Source organism: Nocardiopsis sp. FR4 (assembly GCF_009830945.1).
In the GTDB taxonomy this organism is placed as follows: domain Bacteria; phylum Actinomycetota; class Actinomycetes; order Streptosporangiales; family Streptosporangiaceae; genus Nocardiopsis.
Genome location: NZ_VWVV01000004.1, coordinates 62,514 through 79,980 on the forward strand (window position 1 = coordinate 62,514; position 17,467 = coordinate 79,980).

The window sequence follows — 17,467 nt, forward strand, 5'->3', positions numbered from 1 at the left end:
CAATAGAGTCTCATCCATCGACGCGGCACCCGGACCGGCATAGGTTGGGGTTCCGCATCCCCGCCGCCGCCCGGTCCGCCGAGGACGGCAGGGTCCCCACCCGGCGCGACGCAGGAAGACCGCCATGCCCAGCAGCACCGCAGAGGGCACGTCCTCTGCCCCCTCCTCGAAACTCTCCCCCGGCGCCCTCGTCGAGGTGCGCGGCCAGAAGTGGGTGGTGAGCGGGGTCGAACCCGGCGACGCCTTCACCCTGGTCACCCTCCAGAGCATCCAGGAGGGCCGCTACGGCGAAACCCTCGACGTGCTCTGGGAGGTCGAGCCCGGGCGCAGACTCCTGCCCAGCGGCTCCCTGCCCGACATCACGGGCATCAGCCCGGACCGCCCCGAACAGCTCGCCGCCTTCCTGGACGCCGTGCGCTGGTCGGCGGTCACCTCCGCCGACGTGCGCAACCTCCAGGCGCCCTTCCGCTCCGGCGTGGCCATCGAGGACTACCAGCTCGAACCGGTCTCGCGCGCGCTCGGCGCACCCCGCGTCAACCTCCTGCTCGCCGATGACGTCGGCCTCGGCAAGACCATCGAGGCCGGGCTGGTCGCCCAGGAACTCCTGCTGCGCAACCGCACCCAGCGCATCATGATCGTGTGCCCGGCGGGTCTGACCCTGAAGTGGAAGGAGGAGATGAAGGAGAAGTTCGGCCTGGACTTCACCATCGTCGACTCCGAGTGCGCCGCCGCCGTGCGCCGCGAGTACGGCAGCGCCGCCAACCCCTTCAACGTCCACCGGCTCACCATCGTCAGCCTGCCCTGGCTGCGCGGCGCCAAGGCCCAGCGCCTGCTGGACGAGGTCCTCCCGGCCGACGGGCCCAGCTACCCGCGCACGTTCGACCTGCTCATCCTGGACGAGGCCCACCACGTGGCCCCGGCCGCGCCCAAGCAGGTGTACGCGGTCGACTCCCAGCAAACCAAGCTCATGCGCAAGCTGGCCCCGCACTTCACCCACCGGCTGTTCCTGTCGGCCACCCCGCACAACGGCTACCAGCAGTCGTTCACCGCGCTGCTGGAGATCCTGGACGACCAGCGCTTCGCCCGGGGCGTGGAGCCGGACGTCTCGGCGGTCTCCGACACGGTGGTGCGCCGCCTCAAGCGCGAGGTGGAGAACGACGACGGCACCCCCCGCTTCCTGGAGCGCATCACCAGGGAACTCCAGGTCACCTATCCCGACAGCGAGCGCGAGATCCACGCCCTGCTGACCCGCTTCGCCGAGCTGCGCCGGACCAAGCTCACCACGAAGAAGGGCAGGCGGGCCACCGACCTGGTCACCCTGCTGCTCAAGAAGCGCCTGTTCTCCAGCCCGGCCGCCTTCGAGCACACCGTCGGCGTCTACGCCGAGACCCTGCGCTCGCGCAGCGGGGACTCCCTCCCCGCGGACGCCGACCTGGACGAGGTGCCAGAGTGGATGGACGACTGGTGGGACGAGACCGCCACCTATGACGACGAGGACCTCGCCGAGGCCGAGGACGACGCCCTGGACCGCGCCCGTCCCCTCCAGCCCGACGCCGACGAGACCGAGGAGTCGCTGCTGGAGCGGATGCACGCCTGGGCGCTGACGCACGAGGCCCAGCCCGACGCCAAGGCGCGCAAGCTCATCGACCACCTCAGGGCCATCTGCAAGCCCGACCAGCACTGGACCAACGAGCGCGTGGTGGTCTTCACCGAGTACCGCGACACCCAGTCCTGGCTGCGCTCGCTGCTGGCCCAGGCAGGACTGGGCGGCGAGCAGGTCAAGGAACTGCACGGCGGAATGGGTACCGACGAGCGCGAGGCCCTGCGGGTCGCCTTCCAGAAGCACCCGAGCGAGCACCCGCTGCGCATCCTCATCGCCACCGACGCCGCCAGCGAGGGCATCGACCTCCAGCGGCACTGCCACCGTCTGGTCAACTACGACATCCCCTTCAACCCCAACAAGCTGGAGCAGCGCATCGGCCGGATCGACCGGTACGGGCAGACCAAGAACCCCGAGGTCTACCACTTCGTCGGCACCGGCTGGGAGAAGGCGGCGGACTCCTACGAGGCCGACCTGGAGTTCCTCTCCCGCGTGGCCACCAAGGTCGCCCGCATGGAGGAGGACCTGGGCTCGGTCAACGCGGTGATCTCCGACGCCGTGCAGCGCCGGATGCTGGGCCAGAGCGCCGACTTGGACACCGAGACCGCCAGGGCCGGCGGCAGGGGCCGGGTGCCCTCGGACTCCAACATCCGCGAGCGGGTGCGCCGCCTGCGCCGCAACCTGGACGAGACCGTGGAGTCGCTGGCCCTCACCCCGCCCCGGATCAAGCGGGTGGTGGACACCGCCCTGGAGCTGGCGCGCCAGCCGCAACTGCGTCCCCACGTCGACCAGAACGAGGAGTACGCGGCCCAGGACCTGTACGAGGTCCCGGCCTTCACCGGGTCGTGGGTCAAGGCGGCCGACGGACTGACGGAGAAGGCCTCCCACGGCACCCCGCAGGGCGCCGAGCTGCGCCAACTGCCGGTGACCTTCGACGCCCAGACCGCCAAGGGCCGCGACGACGTGGTGCTCGCCCACCTCAACCACCCGCTGGTGGCGCGGTCGGTCGGACTGCTGCGCACGGCGGTCTCCAACGACCGGGTGGGCCTGAACCGGGTGACGGCCGTGGTGAGCGAGGACCCGGAGCTGGAGGACGTGCTGGTCGGCGCCTACTCGCGGTTCGTGCTGGTGGGCGCGGACGGGCTGCGCCTGCACGAGGAGGTGCTGCACTCGGGCGGGTGGCTGCCCGAGACGGGCCGGTTCCGCCGCCTGGAGAACCTCACCACCCTGGGCGGCATCCTCAACCGCGCCCTGGCCGACGGCCGACCGCTGTCGGAGGCGGTGTGGAACCGCATGCGCGACCGCTGGGAGCGGGCTGGCGGACGCGCGGGCCTGGAGCGGGCCATCGACTGGCGCGCCGACACCCGGTTGGAGTCGCTGAAGCGTGTGCTGGCCGAACGCGAGGAGAACGAGAGCGCCCGGGTGAGGAGCGTGCTGGACCAGTTCGCCACGACCCTGCGCCAGGCCCTGGCCTCTGACGAGGACGAAAACGCGCTGTTCAGCGAACGCTCCCTAACCCAGACCAAGGAAGAACGTGAGCAGTACCGGAAGGACCGGATGAAGTGGCAGGAGCGGCTCGCCGCCCTGGACGGTGAGCGCGAACGCGAACTGGCGGCCATCGCCCAGCGCTACTCGCGCCAGGACCCGCACACCTTCCCCGTCGCCGTCGTCTTCGTCGTTCCCCGCAAGGAGGCCGTCCGATGAGCAACCCCCGATCCCGTGGCAGGCGCTCCGCCACCGACGACGCCCGCCAGCAGCACCTGAACTGGCTGGGGCTGGTGGAGGTCAGCGGCCCCTTCCTGACCCTGCCGGTACTGCGCGAGACCTGGCCGGTCAGGCTCGACCCGCTGGAGCCGGGACAGATGAGGGAGCTGCGCCGGGCCTCCACGCTCTGGCGCGACCGGACCGGCAGGGGCTCCAAGGACCCCGAGGCCGGGCGGGACGCCTGGGTGCGGTACGTACTCGGCGACCTGCTGGAGTGGCGCGAGACCCTGCGCACCGACGGCTTGGAGCCGCTGGCCATGGAGGTGGCCGAACACGACACCGCCGTGGCGCCGTCGTTCGTGCTCACCGACCCCGACGCCGAGCCGGAGGGCGAGGTCAAGCCCGACACCGTCCGGCTGCTGGGGCTGACCTGCCCCATCGGCCAGTCCCCGGTGCAGCGGATCAAGGGCGAGTCGTGGTCGGCCACCCCTGCCGACCGGTTGGCGCAGCTGTGCCGCCACCACGGGGTGGAGCTGGGGCTGGCCACCGACGGGCGCTGGTGGGTGCTGGTGTGGGCGCCGCGGGGCGGGGTCACCACCACCGCGCTCTTCGACGCCTCGCTGTGGACGGACGCCGCCGAACGCGACGTGCTGCACGCCTTCTACTCGCTGCTCAACCGGCGGCGGTTCTTCTCCGTGCCCGACGAACAGCAGTTGGTCCCGCTGCTGAACAAGAGCATGGGATCGCAGGAGGACGTCACCGAGGCGCTGGGCGTGCAGGTGCGCCAGGCGGTGGAACTGCTGGTCGCCGCGATCGGCCGGGCCGACACCCGGGCACGTGAGCGCGGCGACCGGGACCTGAGCGATGTGTCCGCGCACGACGTGTACCGGGGTTCGGTGTCGGTGATGATGCGGGTGGTGTTCCTGCTCTTCGCCGAGGAACGCGGCCTGCTGCCCAGCGACAACGACCTGTACGCCACCTCCTACTCCGCGGGCGGGTTGCACGCGGAGCTGGAGGCCCTGGCCAGGGAAGGCACCGAGGACGACCTGGAGGGGACCACCACGGCCTGGCACCGGCTGCTGGCGCTGTTCCACGCGGTCTACCACGGTGTCGACCACCCCCGGTTGAAGATGCACGCGCTGGACGGGTCGCTGTTCAACCCCGAGACGTTCCCGTGGATGCCGTTGGACATCGACGACCGGACCGTGCTGCACATGCTCAAGGCGGTGCAGTACGTCAAGGTCGGCCGGGGCAAGTCAGCGGAGCTGAGGAAGTTGTCCTTCCGCGCCCTGGACGTGGAGCAGATCGGTTACGTGTACGAGGGTCTGCTGGCCTTCGACGGGTTCCGCGCCGAGGACCTCGTGGTGGGGCTGGTCGGCAAGGAGGGACTGGAGGAGGAGGTCCAGCTCCGGGACCTGGAGGCCATGGCCGCCTGGCACACGGACGTGGAGGCGCTGGCGGAGGAGCTGGCCACCACGTACAAGGACTCCGGCATCGGCACGAAGAAGAAGCTCGCCAAGGCGCTGTCACCGCTGTCCAAGGAGGAGCGGACCGAGGCCGTCAAGAAGCTGCGCGGTGTGCTGGGCAGGGACGAGGAGTTGGTGGAGCGTCTGCTGCCCTTCTTCCGGATCCTACGCAACGACCTGCGTGGCCTGCCGATGGTGGTGCGGGGCGGGGAGCTGTACGTCACCGAGTCATTGCTGCGTAAGAACACGGGGACGCACTACACGCCCAGGTTCCTGGCCGAGGAGGTCGTGGAGGGCGCGCTGGAGCCGCTGGTGTACGAGCCGGGGCCGCTCCAGACCGCCGACACGAAGGAGTGGAAGCTCAAGAGCAGCGGCGAGATCCTGGCGCTGAAGGTCGCCGACATCGCGATGGGCTCGGCGGCGTTCCTGGTGGCGGCGGCGCGTTATCTGGGTGACCGGCTCATCGAGGCGTGGGTGAAGGAAGGGGATCCGCGCGTCGAGGGCTATACGCCGCCGGAAGACGGTGTCCGAGCCGATGACGACGCGGTGGTGATCGAGGCTCGGCGGCAGGTGATCGAGCATTGCCTGTACGGGGTGGACATTAACCCAATGGCCGTGGAGATGGCGAAGCTGTCACTGTGGCTGGTGTCAATGGACCCGAAGCGGCCATTCACCTTCTTGGACGACCGGTTGGCGGTCGGAGATTCCCTGCTCGGTATTACCTCACTTGAGCAGCTTGAGTACATGCACATGGACCCGAAGCAGGGTCGCAAGCTGCACAAGGATGCGGTCATCGACTACACGGCGGGCGTGCGCGAGCTCGTCGGCCGGGTCGCTGAGTCGCGCCGGAAGCTGGCCGAGATCGACGGCACCACGCTGGAGGGGTTGAACCGCAAGCGCTCCGTGCTCGGTGAGGCCGAGTCGGAGACCGGACGGGCACGGATGCTGGCCGATCTGACCGTGGGCGCGACGCTGGCGAACGCGAGCCGCGGTGAGCGCGGGATGAACGCGGGTTCCCTGGCGGCAGCCGAACTGGCCAGCCGGTTGGACACCGCCGAGGAAGAAGCCCGTATCCAGGCGGAGGAGTGGTTGGACACTGGCCGTCCTCCCAACTCGTTTGGACGCAAGCCGCTGCACTGGCCCCTAGTCTTCCCCGAGGTCTTCGAGAAGGGGGGTTTTGATGCCGTTATCGGAAACCCCCCTTTCCTCGGTGGAACAAAAATAACCGGCAGCATGGGAACAAGTTACCGCGACTACATAACTCAGATCATCGCAAACGGAGAGCGAGCCGGAGGAAGATGCGACCTAGTGGCCTACTTTGCCCTCCAAGCCCATAATACAATAAACCAAAACGGCAAACTTGGCCTTATTGCAACAAACACACTTGCACAAACCGACACGTGCGAAGTTGGCCTTGGCCAGATCACCGACTCAAAATCAGAAATATTCAAAGCAACCAAAAGCGACCCATGGCCCTCCAAGAGCGCAGCCCTAGAGTACTGCACCGTCTGGATAAGCAGGTCAGCAGTACACAAAGAAGCAGAGAGGATTCTGGACGGGAAAAACGTATCCGGCATCTCAGCTTCATTGGACGCAAGATCTCGAGCAAGCGGCACTCCACACCGCCTGGCGAAGCAAGTAATACCAACCAGCCAAGGATCAAAGCTAGACGGGATCGGATTTACACTTCAAGAAGAAGAAGCAAAGGATCTAATCCAGAGAAACCCAAAAAACTCTAAAGTCCTATTTCCGTATCTGAACGGAAAGGACTTGAATTCGAGTCCCAAAATCCGCGCAAGCAGGTGGGTTATCAACTTTTTCGACTGGACAGAGGAGGAGGTTAAAAAATTTCCCGAATGCTACTCCTGGGTCACTCGCAATGTAAAAAGCGAGCGCGCCAATCATAGCGAAAATAATTCGCGAACATACTGGTGGCGCTACCAGCGAAGCAGAGTTGAACTATACCGATCAATCGCGAAGTTTGACAGAGTCATTGCACTCGCCCTGGTTAGCAGAACTGTGATGCCGGTAATGGTTCCAACTGGACAAGTATTTTCACATGCCTTGGGCATATTCGCGATTGATGACACGGCCATGCTGTCGTTGTTGTCAAGCGCACCCCACTACTGGTGGGCCAAGTCTCGCGGCTCCTCTATGAAGACAGATCTTCGCTACACTCCCTCGGACGTGTTCGAGACCTTCGCGATGCCCGAACTCACCCAGGAACTCCGTGACCTCGGTGACCGTCTAGACACCTACCGCCGCGACGTCATGCTCTCCCGCCAAACCGGGCTCACGAAGACCTACAACCTGGTCTTCGACCCCAACTGCAACGACTCCGACATCGTCGAACTCCGCGCCATCCACCGCGCCATCGACGAGGCCACCATCCGCGCCTACGGCTGGGAGGAGCGGATCGAGGCCGTCGGCGGACTCGACCACGGGTTCCACAAGGTCGGCCGCGAGACCCGCTACACCATCGGCCCGGCCGCGCAGCGCGAGGTTCTCGACAGCCTCTTGGAGCTGAACCACGAGCGCTACGCCGAAGAGGTCAAGCAAGGTCTGCACGACAAGAAGGGCAAGCGCAAGTCCGCCGCCCAGGAAGGGACGCTGTTCGATGTCTGAATCCGGTGACGCTCTCTTCCCCAACCCCCACGGCGAGCAGACCGAGCTCGACACCTCCACCACCACGGGCAAGGGCTCCGACTCCCCCGCCGGCAAGAAGCCCACCAAGGCCGAGATCCGCGCCGCCCAGCGCGCCGCCCATGACGCCGAGCTGATCGCCTCGCTCGACCGCCCCCAGGAGTTCGCCGAGGCCACCTCCTTCCAGGTGCGCGGCGAACTCCAGCGCCTCCTGGAGCGCGACCTCCTCGGCCCCTGGGACGGCCCCGCCGAGGAGCTCCCTCCCCGCTACACCAGCCCCCGCGAGCGCTACCTCGTCGGTATGCTCGGCCCGCGCCACCAGCCGCCCGCGTCCTCCCGGGACGCCGCCGACCAGCTCTTGGACGACGACGCCGAGGCGCAGGGCGCCGCCTCCGGCGAGGGCTCCGGCGAGCTGTCGGAGAAGACCACCCCGCAGAACCTGGGCCACATGTGGGCCTCCACCATGGGCCTGTCCTTCTCCGTGCCCGCCGACACCGACGTCGTCCACGTCCGCGCCGCCTGGGGCCAGTACGGCAAGAAGAGCGTGGAGGAGGACGAGGGCAGGAAGCGCAGCGCCTGGGTGCGCGAGCCCAAGGAGTACGAGGTGGACGTCCGCCTCGACGGCAAGCCCGACTTCAAGCTCGGGCTGACCGACCCCGATCCCGACTCCCCCTGCGTGTACCTGGCCGTGGCCGTGCGCGAGGACCGCGACGGGCTCCCCCGCCGCACGGTCGAGCTCACCCTGGTCAACAACCGCGTCCCCGTCCACCCCAACGGCGACACCATGTGGCTGTTCCAGGCCCAGCTGTCGGTCACCGCCCTGGACGGGGCCTCCCCCGTCTTCCTCCCCGTGGACGACCCGCTCGACGGCGGCACGCCCGTCTCCGACGACCCCGAGGAGCTGCACCTGCGGCTGCTCTACCGCGACCTGCTCAAGTACGCCGACGGCCGCAACACCGCCGTGGACGCCGAGGTCGCCGAGGGCGCACGCCGCGCCCACCGGCTGACCACCACCTGGCTGCCCTCCCACGACGTTCCCGCCACCACGGCGGCCGTGGGCGAGGGTTCGGCGCTGGCCTCGGCTGAGCTGTCCATGGACGCCCTGGCCTCCGAGGACACCGGAACCGAGGAGCTGCGCGCGGGTCTGCTGCCGCTGGCCGAGGGCTACTCCGCCTGGCTGGACGAGCGGGAGGCGGCCATCGCCGACCTGCCCGAGGGGCTGCGCGAGACCGCCGAGACGGCCGTGTTCAGGGCCCGCAGGGCCGCCGAGCGCATCCGCGCGGGCATCGACCTGCTCACCGACCCCGGGCGGGCGCGGCACGGTGAGGCTTTGAGGGCGTTCCGGTTCGCCAACCGGGCCATGGCCGACCAGCGCCGACACAGCGAGATCTCCCGGCTGCGCGAGGACCCCGAGGTCTCCTACGCCCAAGCCCGGGAGGCCGTGAACGCGCGCGGCGCCTCCGCCGCGTCCTGGCGCCCCTTCCAGCTGGCGTTCGTACTGCTCAACCTGCCCTCGATCACCGACCCGGACCACGAGGAGCGCTCCGCCTCCCCCGAGGCGACCGTGGACCTTTTGTTCTTCCCCACCGGCGGCGGCAAGACCGAGGCCTACCTGGGGCTGACCGCCTACACCTTCGCCGTCCGGCGCCTCCAGGGCGTGGTGGGCTCGGGCGCCGACGCCCGCGACGGCGGCGACGGGGTGGCGGTGCTGATGCGCTACACGCTGCGCCTGCTCACCGCCCAGCAGTTCCAGCGGGCCGCCGCGCTGGTGTGCGCGGCCGAGGTACAGCGCGCCGAGGACCCCGGCACGTGGGGTGAACGCCCCTTCCGGATCGGCCTGTGGGTGGGCGGCGGCGTCTCGCCCAACTGGTTCGACGAGGCGGAGAAGCAGATCGCCGAGGCCCGCGAGCGGGGCAGGGGCGAGCGCGCCAACGTGCTCCAGACCCTGTCCTGCCCCTGGTGCGGCACCAAGCTCCAGGCCCACCGGGACCTGGAGCCCCGCCACGACAGCCAGCGGGTGCTGTTGTTCTGCGCCAACGGCGAGGGGGCCCACGCCTGCCCGTTCTCCCGGCGCCTGTCCGCCGAGGGCCTGCCGATCCTCACCGTGGACGAGGAGATCTACCGGTACACGCCCAGCCTGCTCATCGCCACCGTGGACAAGCTCGCCCAGCTGCCCTGGCGGGGGTTCGCCGGGATGCTGTTCGGCCGGGTCTCGCAGTACTGCCCCCGGCACGGGTACCGCCACCCCGACCTGGACGCGAAGACGGGCTGCCGGAGCAGCCACAACACCAAGGGGCACCTGCCCAAGACGGAGAGCCTGCCGGTGCGGCGGCTGCGCCCGCCGGACCTGATCATCCAGGACGAGCTGCACCTGATCTCGGGTGCGCTGGGCACGACCGTGGGACTGTTCGAGGCGGCGGTGGACGAGCTGACCTCGTGGACCACCCCGTCCGGCAGGCGCACCGCGCCCAAGATCGTGGCCTCCACCGCCACCACCAAGCGCGCCGCCGAACAGGTGCGCGGGGTGTTCGGGCGGGGCCTGGAGGTGTTCCCGCCGCAGGTGAGCGAGGTGTCCGACACCTTCTTCTCCAACCAGGTGCCGGTGACGCCGGACAACCCCGGCCGCCGCTACATGGGCGTGTGCGCGCACGGGGTGCGGCTCAAGGCGGCCGAGATCCGCCTGGCGGAGATCCTCGCGCTGGCCGGACAGCACCTGTTCGACACCTACGGTCCGCCCGCCGACCCGTACATGACCACGGTCGGCTACTTCAACGCCACCCGTGAGCTGGCCGGGATGCGGCGGCACATGGACGACGACGTGACGGTGCGCGCCCGCAGGCACGGGCGGGACCGGGGGATGGCCAACCGGCTGACCAGGTTCGGGCGGACGTCGATGTTCAACGTCCAGGAGCTGACCTCGCGCATCTCCTCCGCCGACATCAGCGACGTGCTCAGGCGCCTGGAGACGGGGTTCGACCCCGAACTGGACACCAGCGAGCGCAAGCGCGCCGTGACGGCCGCCTTCGTCCAGGCCGCCAGGCGGGCGCGGGAGTCGCGCTCCTCGGCCGCCCGCCAGGCGGAGCCCCACCCGCTGGTGCGGCGCGAGGGCGAGCGGCACAGGGAGAGCCGGGACCCGGTGGACACGGTGCTGGCCACCTCGATGCTCCAGGTGGGCGTGGACGTGTCGCGGTTCGGGCTGATGGTGATGACCGGCCAGCCCAAGAACACCGCCGAGTACATCCAGGCGACCTCGCGCGTGGGACGTGACGCGGCCCGGCCCGGCCTGGTGGTGACCCTGTACAACTGGACGCGCCCGCGCGACCTGGGGCACTACGAGGACTTCGGGTACTACCACGCGACCTTCTACCGGCAGGTGGAGGCGCTCAGCGTCACCCCGTTCACGCGCCGGGCCCTGGACCGGGGCACGGCGGCGATGTTCGTGGCGGCGGTGCGCCACGCGCGGGAGGACTTCTCGTGCAACGGCGCCGCCCACGACGTGGACCTGGACGGGGCCGCGGTGGAGGAGGTCGCCGCGCGGATGCTGGCCCGGGCCGAGTTCGTGGCGGGCGAGCGCGGCCGCGACTACCTGGCCGAGCGGATCAACAGCCTGCGCGACCACTGGAAGCAGGCCCGCGAGGGCTCGACCCGGCTGGGGTACGAGCGCTCCACCCGGGAGCGCCAGCAGCTGCGCGGGCTGCTGACCAAGCCGGGTGAGGGCTCCTGGAGCGAGACCACCGTCGGCATGTCCATGCGCGAGACCGAGAACGAGATCAACCTGCTGGTGTCCGGCAGCGGCGACTTCTTCCGGCCGGTGCTCAACGCGCCGCCGTGGTCGTTCGCGCCGCCGGGCGGCGGCGGGGAGACCGAGGACGAGCAGACCCCGGCCCCGGCCGGTCAGGCGAAGGAGCAGGGCTGATGCACGGCGAGACGCACCGGCGCAGGGTCGGCTCGGTCCGGCCCAGCCACCTGATGTTCACCAGCGGTGTGGGTTCCCTGGTGGACCTGCCCAACTTCGCGGTGCTGGTGCGCGGGCTGGACGACTGGGACCACACCCACGCCTACGGCTGGGAGCCCATCGTCGAGCCGAGGCTGCTGGCGGAGGTGCGCAGGCAGCCGGCCCACCGCAACGTCAAGGAGCTGCGTCCGGCGCCGTGGACGGAGGGGCTGGAGCGCGACCCCGGCGGCCCCGCCTCCCGGGTGGGGGTGCCCACCACACCGTTCCCGTCGTGGTTCCGGTGCACCGCCTGCGACGAGCTGGTCAGGTTGGACTCGGACATGCTCGCGTTCGAGAACGCCAACCCGCGCAGGCCGCACGAGGCCCGGTTCACGCACAACGTCGGCAAGCACAAGAAGGCCAAGCCGCTGGCGGTACCCGCCCGGTTCGTGCTGGCGTGCACCGACGGGCACCTGGACGAGTTCCCCTACGCGCACTTCGTGCACCGGGGCGGGGAGTGCCCCAAGGCGGAGAACCCGCAACTGAAGATGGAGGACAAGGGCGGCAACGTCGGCGCGAACGTGGAGCTGACCTGTCTGGTGTGCGGTGAGAGCCGCAACATGCGCGACGCGGGCGGCGAGCGGGGCAGGGAGAACCTTCCGGTGTGCCGGGGGCGCCACCCCCACCTGGGCACGTTCGAGCCGGACGGGTGCGGCCGGTCCCCCAAGCCCCTGGTGCTGGGCGCGTCCAACCAGTGGTTCTCGGAGCTCCTGTCGACGCTGGCGGTCCCCTCCGAGCAGGGCACGGGCGAGCTGGACTCCCTGGTGGAGAAGTACTGGGAGATGCTGGAGGACACCCCCAAGGAGGGGTACAGGACGCTGCGCCAGTTCGCCCCGCCCATGCGCGACCACTTCGGCAGGTGGGACGACGACGCGGTGCATGAGGCGGTGGAGCGCCACCGAGCGGCCCTGGAGGGGGCGCAGGAGGGCGGCGGTGAGGCGGCGACGGGCCACCAGGCCCTGCGCACCGCCGAGTGGGAGGCGCTGTCCTCGCCCGAGGACCACGTGCCCACCCCCGACTTCGCGCTGCGCCGCCCGGAGGGCGGGGTGCCCGAGGAGCTGCGGGGCGTGTTCGCCGACGTGGTGCAGGCCGAACGGTTGCGGGAGGTGCGGGTGCTGACCGGGTTCACCCGCCTGGACTCCCCCGACCTGGACGACCCCCTCGCGGTGCAGACGGTGCGCCTGTCGCGCGAGGAGCCCACCTGGCTTCCGGCCAGCGAGGTGCGCGGGGAGGGCCTCTTCCTGCGGGTCCCGGAGGAGCTGCTCGCCGGCTGGGAGAAGCGGGTGGGCCACAGCCAGGCCCTGGAGCTGCACCGGGAGGCGTACGGCACCTACCGGGAGAAGCGCTACTCCGACCGGATCAAGTCGGGGTTCGAGCCGATGCGCAACTGGCCGGGGGCCCGTTACGTCGCCCTGCACACCCTGTCCCACCTGCTGGTCCGGGCCATCGCCCTGGACTGCGGGTACAACGCGGCGAGCCTGTCCGAGCGCGTCTACGCCGGGACCGAGGAGGACCCGCGCGGGGGCGTCCTCATCTACACCGCCGTGCCCGACGCCGAGGGGACGCTGGGCGGCCTGGTGTCGCAGGCCGAACCGGAGCGGCTCGTGCACCTGGTGCGCAAGGCCCTGCGCGGGGCGATGCGCTGCTCCTCCGACCCCCTGTGCGCCGAGCGCCTGCCGCGGGCGCAGGCGGACTTCCTGCACGGAGCGGCCTGCCACGTGTGCCTGTTCGTGTCCGAGACCACCTGTGAGCACGGCAACCGGTTCCTGGACCGCAGGTTCGTGGTGCCCATCGGGGACCCGGAGCTGGCCCTCTACCCTGAGGTTCCGTGACGGACTTCGCAGAACACCCCTCATTCGAGGAGGCCGCCGCGGCGGCCTCCTCCGCCCTGGGCGCCTCGGGCCTGCGCGAGGTGGCCGCCCTGCTGGCCGACGGCTGGCCCGACCAGGCGCTGCTGGGTTCGGTGCGCGACCGGGAGGCGGTGGCGCCGCTGCTGGCCTGCCGCGCCCGGGAGGAGGTGCCCGCCGCCGAGGCCGCCGCGTTCCTGCGCGGGCTGGCCGCCGGGCACGCCGCCGCCACGGGCGGGGTGTCGGTGGAGACGGTGTGGACCGGCCCCTCCAGCCACTCGGTGCCCGTGCGCTCCACCGCCCAGGCACTGCTGGAAGTGGTGGACGAGGCCCGCGGGGAACTGGTGCTGATGACCTACTCCGCCCGGCGCCGCGAGGACATCCGCCGGGCGCTGGCGCGGGCCGTGGAGCGGGGGGTGTCGGTGTCGGTGGTGGTGGAGACCCTGGCCGGGGCGGGCGGCGCGATCAGCGGCGAGGAGCCGGGGCAGGCCTTCACCGGGATCGGCGGGGTGCGGCTGTGGCACTGGCCGGCGGACCGGCGCGAGGGCAGGGGCGCCAAGGCGCACGCCAAGCTCGCGGTGGCCGACCGCCGGGTGCTGCTGGTCTCCAGCGCCAACCTCACCCAGTCCGGGGTGGCCACCAACATGGAGGCGGGACTGCTGGTGCGGGGCGGTTCGACGCCGCGCCGGGTGGCCGAGCACGTCGTCGCACTCCGGACCCGGGGCGTGCTCGCGCCGATGAGTGCGGGGAACGCCTGATGGGCGGCGCGGACGCAAGCGGGGCCGTGGCCCCGGCGGTCCTGGTGGGCCCGGCCGACATCGCCCGGCTGTCGGGGGTGCGCCGCCCCGCGGTGAGCAACTGGCGGCGGCGGTTCGACGACTTCCCCGCCCCGGTGGCGGGCACGGCGGCCAACCCGCTGTTCACGCTGGAGGCGGTGCACACGTGGTGCCGTGAACACGGCAAGCCCTTCGAGGCCGACCGGACCGAACTGCTGTGGCAGCGGGTGCGGTCGGTGGTACCGGACGTGCGGCGCCTGGAGTTCATGGCCTACGCGGGCAGGCTGCTCACCGGCCCGCCGCCCGCGGGCGACCGGCCGGAGGGGGTCCCCGGGGAGTGGACGGACCTGGCCGGGGAGATCCTGGCCGGGGACGGACCGGAGCCGGTGTTCGAGGAGCTGTGCGCGCGCCTGGTCCGAGAGCGGGGCAGGGCCGAGACCCCGCCGGAGCTGGCCGCGTGGATGGCCGAGCTGGCCGGGATCGGCGAGGGTGACAGCGTGCTCGACCCGGCGTGCGGCATGGGCGCTCTGCTGACGGCCGCTCTGCGGCGCGGAGCGTCGGCCCTGTACGGGCAGGACAGCGACCCCGACGCGCTGCACGTCGCGACCGCCCTGCTGGCCGTGTCGGCCGGGGTGAGCGCCACGGCCGTGGGCGACTCGCTGCGCTCCCCGGCCTTCGGGGGGACCCGAGTCGACGCCGTACTGTGCGACCCGCCCTTCCGCGACCGCGAGTGGGGGCTGGAGGAGCTGGCCGACGACCCGCGCTGGGTCCACGGGGTGCCGCCCCGGGGCGAGGGCGAGTTGGCGTGGGTGCAGCACGCCCTGTCCCGGGTGCGCCCCGGCGGGCGGGCCGTGGTGCTGGTGCCCGCGTCGGTCTCCTCCCGGCCGGGCGGGCGGCGGTTGCGCGCCGGCCTGGTGCGGTCCGGAGCGCTGCGCGCGGTGCTGGAGGTGCCCGAGGAGGGCGCCTCGGAGGTCCTGCGGCACGTGTGGATCCTGGTGCGGCCGGAGGGGGAGGCCGTACCGGGAGGGCGGGTGCTGCTGGTGGGCGCCGACGCGGGCCGGGAGGGCTCCGCGCGGATCTGGGCGGCCTTCGCCTCCGGTGCGGTGCCGCCGGATCCGGCCGCGGGCACCGCGCCGGTGTGGACGGCCCCCGAGGCCGCGCCGCTGCTGGACGAGGAGGTGGACCTGCGGCCCGCACGGCGCCTGGCCGCCGCCCTGGAGTGCCGGGCGGGGGTGCACTACCCGCCGCTGCTCGCCTCGCTCACCGACGCCCTGGAACAGGCCCGGTCGCTGGCCCGCGAACTGGCGCTGGAGCCCGCGGAGGACGGCACCGGGACGACGACGCTGGGCGCCCTGGCGGACTCCGGGGCCGTCGAGCTGCACCGGGCTCCGCTGGCGATGACGACCGAGGAGGGGACGATCCCGGTCCTGACCGTGCGGGACCTGCGCGGGGGCGGCGCGGCCAGCGGCCTGTGCGCGCGGGTGCCCGGCCTGGTGATGACCCGGCCGGGGGACGTGGTGGTCGCCGAGACCGTGCGCGGGGCGCCCGTCCGGGTGGTGACCGGGAAGGAGGAGGCGGCGGCGCTGGGGCCGCGCCTGCTGTTGGTACGCGCGGTGGAGGGGCGCACGGACCGCGGCTTCCTGGCGGGCCTCTTCTCGTCGCTGCCCGAGACCGCGGCGCGCACCTCCACCGGCCGTCTGGACGTGCGCGCGCTGCGCGTGCCGTCGCTGTCGCTGGAGGAGCAGCGCGCGCACGGCCGGGCCGTGGAGGCCCTGGAGCGCAACGGGGAGTTACTGGAGCGCATCGCCGAAATGGGCGGCCGTCTGGCGCGGTTGGGGCGCCGGGGGCTGGAGGAGGGGAACTTGAGGCCACGGGAGCTGGAGCGATGACCGACACCGCGCGGGGCGACGGCAGGCGGATGCTCGCCGACCGCTACGAGCTCGACCCCGCACCGCTGGCCCGCGGCGGCATGGGGCAGGTGTGGGTGGGGCACGACACCCGCCTCAAGCGCGAGGTGGCGGTCAAGTTCCTGCACTTCCCCGACGGGGTGGAGGACCAGGAGATGGTCCAGCGGTTCGTGCGCGAGTCGCGCATCACCGCCCGGCTCCAGCACCCGGGGGTTCCGGCCGTGTTCGACGCGGGGGCGGAGGACGGGCTGCCCTACCTGGTGATGCAGCGCATCCACGGCGTCGGCGTGCACGACCTCATCGCCGAGCAGGAGCGGTTGTCGGTGGGCTGGTCGGCGTGCGTGGCCGCGCAGGTGTGCTCGGTGCTCAGCGCCGCGCACCGGGCCTCGCTGGTGCACCGCGACCTCAAGCCCTCCAACCTCATCCTGGAGCCGGACGGGACCGTCAAGGTGCTGGACTTCGGCCTGGCGGTGGCGCTGGACCGGGGTGACATGACCCAGATCACCCGCACCGGCCACACCCCGGGCACCCCCGCCTACATGGCGCCCGAGCAGTTGGAGCACGGCACGAGCACCTCGCGCACCGACCTGTACGCGCTGGGGTGCACGCTGCACGAGATGCTCACCGGGCAGCGGGTGTTCACCGCCTCCACATCCTTCGCGCTGGCCTCCAAACAGGTCAACGAAACGCCGAGGGGTGTGCGGGCGCTGCGGCCGGAGGTGCCCGAGGAGCTGGCGGAGGTGGTGGGTGCGCTGTTGGAGAAGAGGCCCGGCGACCGCCCGGGGACCGCGGACGAGGTGTACGCGCGGCTGATCGGGTTCGCCGAGGGGCTGGAGGCCATCCCCGGCGTGCTGCACCCGCCGTCGCTGTCCAGCCCGCACCGGATGTACGGGGCGGCGGTGTCGCGGGGCTTCGGCCCGACCGGTACGGCCGCCCCGGAGACCGGCGGGGAGCCCGAGACCCCCAGGGCGGCGTCGGAGGTCAGGAGCGAGGTGGAGCGCACCCGCAGCCGGGCCGCGCACCTGACGGGCACCGCCCAGTACCGGCAGGCCGCCGAGACCCTGCGCGAGGCGGTCGCGTCGGCGGAGGAGGATTTCGGCGCGACCGACCCGGACACGGTCCGGCTGCGTCTGGACTGGGCCAACGCCCTGTTCGAGGGCGGCAGCTTCCGCAAGGCGGCGCCGGTGTACGCCCGGTTGGTGGAGGACCTGTCCGCCGGGGACGGCGACCAGAGCCTCGTCTTCCGGTGCCGTCTGCAGAACGCCACCTGCCGGGCGCTGACGGGGGAGGCCGGACCGGCTCTGGAGATCCTGTCCGCCCTGCTCGACGACGAGGTGGCCGCCTACGGCGCCGACGACCACCGGCCCCTGGAGCTGCGCCGCCAGATCGGGGTGCTGCAACTGACGGCGGGGCTCCGGGCCGAGGGGGCGGCCACCCTGCGCGGACTACGCGCGGACCTGGTGCGCCTGCACGGCGCCGACCACCCCACCGTCGCCCGGGTGGAGGACCTGCTCAGGGAGGCATGAGCCG

At 71.4% G+C, this 17,467-nt stretch carries 7 protein-coding genes; all 7 read left to right on the forward strand.

Annotation, left to right across the window (positions count from 1 at the left end; all coding sequences use genetic code 11):
• The first annotated feature begins 124 nt into the window (after positions 1-124).
• The 7 genes from drmD to FYW95_RS06785 are packed head-to-tail and all read left to right on the forward strand — an operon-like array spanning position 125 to position 17,463.
• Entirely contained in the window at positions 125-3,304 is a 3,180-nt protein-coding gene (drmD, locus tag FYW95_RS06755) for a DISARM system SNF2-like helicase DrmD (protein ID WP_160050170.1), read from the forward strand.
• The gene (locus FYW95_RS06760; RefSeq protein ID WP_160050171.1) at positions 3,301-7,395 is read left to right on the forward strand and encodes an Eco57I restriction-modification methylase domain-containing protein; all 4,095 of its coding nucleotides are present in this window, start codon (positions 3,301-3,303) and stop codon (positions 7,393-7,395) included. Before drmD ends, FYW95_RS06760 begins: the two co-directional genes overlap by 4 nt.
• Positions 7,388-11,329, forward strand: a complete 3,942-nt coding sequence (gene drmA / locus FYW95_RS06765; RefSeq protein WP_160050172.1) for a DISARM system helicase DrmA — start codon at positions 7,388-7,390, stop codon at positions 11,327-11,329. The genes FYW95_RS06760 and drmA overlap by 8 nt, the downstream gene beginning before the upstream one ends.
• Entirely contained in the window at positions 11,329-13,239 is a 1,911-nt protein-coding gene (gene drmB / locus FYW95_RS06770) for a DUF1998 domain-containing protein (RefSeq protein ID WP_160050173.1), read from the forward strand. Before drmA ends, drmB begins: the two co-directional genes overlap by 1 nt.
• Positions 13,236-14,012, forward strand: a complete 777-nt coding sequence (gene drmC, locus FYW95_RS06775) for a DISARM system phospholipase D-like protein DrmC (protein ID WP_160050174.1) — start codon at positions 13,236-13,238, stop codon at positions 14,010-14,012. Before drmB ends, drmC begins: the two co-directional genes overlap by 4 nt.
• The gene (locus tag FYW95_RS06780) at positions 14,012-15,919 is read left to right on the forward strand and encodes an HsdM family class I SAM-dependent methyltransferase (protein WP_160050175.1); all 1,908 of its coding nucleotides are present in this window, start codon (positions 14,012-14,014) and stop codon (positions 15,917-15,919) included. Before drmC ends, FYW95_RS06780 begins: the two co-directional genes overlap by 1 nt.
• The gene (locus tag FYW95_RS06785) at positions 15,916-17,463 is read left to right on the forward strand and encodes a serine/threonine-protein kinase (protein WP_236572119.1); all 1,548 of its coding nucleotides are present in this window, start codon (positions 15,916-15,918) and stop codon (positions 17,461-17,463) included. The genes FYW95_RS06780 and FYW95_RS06785 overlap by 4 nt, the downstream gene beginning before the upstream one ends.
• Positions 17,464-17,467 lie beyond the last annotated feature (4 nt).